Below are 3,070 nucleotides of genomic sequence, written 5' to 3'. Positions count from 1 at the left end.
GTCCTCATCCCACTCTCCAGCAATCATGTAGGCAGTGGAGATGACCGTATTTTCCGTAGGGCCGTATCCGTTGACGACGGTGATATCTTTGTATTTCTTTACCAGTCTGCTTACCTGTTTGCTCGAAATGATGTCCCCTCCGGCAATGACGTAGCGGATATTTTGGAACGCCTCGATTCGCTCCTGGCTTAACTGGTTGAACAGCGTCGTAGGCAATACCGTCAGGGTGATCCGATTCTCCAGCATGTACTGTTCCAAGGAGTGGAAATTCATTGTGATCTCATCATCTTCCATATGCAAAGGAATGCCGATTAGCAGTGCGATCCACGTGGGAAGTACGGCAGCATCGAAGGATAACGAGCCTGCCTGAAGGAATCGGTCGTCTTCTTGCACATCGATATAGTTTGTATTTTTCGCATTCTTGATGACGGATCGATGAGTGATACATACGCCTTTCGGATTTCCAGTTGTCCCCGAGGTATAAATCACGTAGGCCAAGTCCTCTGGCTGATTGATAAGTTCCAGATTCTCTTTGCTCTCAATAGATGCAGCTTCCCCGTCCAAATCGATGAGTTCAGCCCGGATTCCTTCCAGATTCAAGCGAGTTGTCCAGATTTGTTTTCCCAATAGAACGGTACTTCTGCTGTCCTCCAACATATATCTGATCCTTGCTTCCGGATAATCTTTATCGATGGGTAAATAGGCCCCGCCAGCTTTGATCACTGCAAGCATGGCTACGATGGTCTCTACGCTTTTATCGCAGAGAATGGATGCAATACTGTCCCTGGTAATTCCCTTCTTCCTTAACAGGCGGGCAAGCTGATTGGCTCTTTCGTTCAAATCCCTGTAACCAAGTGCCACCCCGCTTGATACCACCGCCGCCTTATCTCCAGCACGGCCCGCTGTTTCCTCAAAGATTTCGTTGATCGTTTTATATCTTGGATAGGCTCTGATGGTATCGTTGAACCGGTTGAGAATCAAATGCTGTTCATCCTGATCCACGAGTTCAATATCTGCGATTCTCTCTTCCGGTTGTTTTGCTATTTTCTCAAATATGTACTGCAACTGTTTTCCGAACTTCCCGATAAAAGATTCCTCGTAGACGTTCTGGTTGTACATCAACGCAAACGACAGTTTATCTTCGAACATAAAGACGATATTCAGATCATAGCTTGTCTGTTCCCGTCCTTTTATCCGTTCTGCTGTAAACACTGGCTTCCGATCAGATGCTTGTTGTTCTGGATAATTTTCAAAAACCATCAGCGTCTGAAACAGATTTTGCTTTAAGGCCGTAAGCTTTTGAAATTCCGCCAAGGGTAGATATTCGTAGGGCATCGCTGCATTGTTCGCTGCTTGTGCTTTCGCAAGTAACTCTTTGATCGGTTGATCTGCCTCTGATTTTATCCGGATCGGGATGGTATTGATAAACATGCCGACCATTGATTCAACTTCAGCAATGGCTGCCGGCCGGCCTGATACAACTGCTCCAAAGACAACATCACTGGTGTTGGAATACTTTTGCAAAAGTATTGCCCAAGCTGTCTGGCATAACGTATTGAGCGTAACTCCGCATTGTTTTGATATTTGAAGTAGCCTGTTGCTCATGTCATTGCCCAATTCGATTTCCAGAAGTCCCTCTTTATACCCGGGAGCTTCTATCTTTCTGGCGGGCAAAATGATTTCTTCGCAATAGTCTTCCAGATGCTTCTTCCAGTAGAAAAGTCCCTCATCTCTGTCCTGTGTTTCCAACCACTGAATATACTTTTCATAGTCATACTCCGCTCGGATCGGGCTGATCTCTTGATTTGCCAAGGCTTCGTATAATTGGAACAAGTCATTTCGCACAAATGTATTTGACCAACCGTCAATGATGATATGGTGGCATGAAACAACTAGTCTGTACTCCTCTTCTTTCAGCCTGACCAGATGTAACTTAAAGAGTCTGTCCCGACTCAACTCAAACCCCTTGGTGACGATTTGTTTGCTGTATCTTTGGTAAGCCTCTTCTTGATCCGCTTCTTGACTGAAATCCTCGTATTCCACAGCTGCTTCTCTATTTGCGATAACAATCTGAGCCGGATGCTTCCAGTGATCAAGGATGATGGTATTTAAAATCAGGTGCTTTTCACATAACGCTTGATAGGCTTGATTGAGTAATTGTAGTTGAATATTGCCTTTCACCTTGAACTCTGATTGCAATACATAGGCAGTGGTATCTTTTTCCTGCAGGTAGGTAAAGAGCATGCCTTCTTGCATCGGTGTGAGCTTGTTGATTTTTGCTGCGACGGCGTTTTCCCCGATGTGTTCACTTACATAGGCCTTGATCTCTTCCAGATCTTCCAGCGTGTAGTCGTTTACCCCGTAGTCGGAAGGAGTTTGTTCTGTTTCTTGTTTTCCTGCGCAGTGCTGAATCGTCTTTTGCAGCATCTCTTCATAAATCGCCATAAAGTGATCCATGGTCTGCTCTTTAAACTCTTTTTCATGGAAATCCACCATGATACAGAGCTGGTTATGCTTAATCATGGAATTGATCTGGATGCTGTTCCATGCTGGAAGATCCGGGCTTGCATTGTTTCCGGTGGACAGATGGGAATAGGTGATTCGTTCATCGGTCATATCCTGGTCAAACTGTCCCAGATAGTTGAAGCTGATGTCTGCCTTGATCTTGAGGTCGGCACTGTTTCTATCGGTCAACTGCGTCAGCATTCCATAGCCAATGCCTTTGTTTGGAACCTTCCGCAGGTATTCTTTGGTTCGCTTGATGACCATGCCGATCTCCCGGTCCTTCATGTTCAGGATCACCGGATAGCAGCTGGTAAACCACCCCACTGTCCTTGTCGTATCCACGCCATCCACAATCTCTTCTCTGCCGTGCCCTTCGAGGGCAATCGCTATTTTCTCTGCTCCGCACCACTCTTTGACTGCCAAGCCCAGCGCAGATAGCAGGATGTCATTGATCTCTGTGTTATAGGCCCGATTGGTTTCTTTCAGCAGCTTGGTCGTAGCTTCCTGACTCAAGGTAATGGTTCTGGTTGTCATGTCTTTCCAGACCGCTTTCGTCGGCTCCCCA

1 protein-coding gene is annotated in these 3,070 nt (G+C 46.1%); it reads right to left on the bottom strand.

Annotated elements, in window-relative coordinates:
* A partial coding sequence (locus ACPW7N_RS26425; protein WP_425654857.1) for a condensation domain-containing protein occupies positions 1-3,070 on the bottom strand: 3,070 nt, incomplete at both ends.

This window comes from Brevibacillus nigriterrae (genome assembly GCF_049846925.1).
In the GTDB taxonomy this organism is placed as follows: Bacteria; Bacillota; Bacilli; order Brevibacillales; family Brevibacillaceae; genus Brevibacillus_H.
Note: the sequence above shows the minus strand (reverse complement) of the source record. Positions and strands in the feature narration are given on the sequence as shown.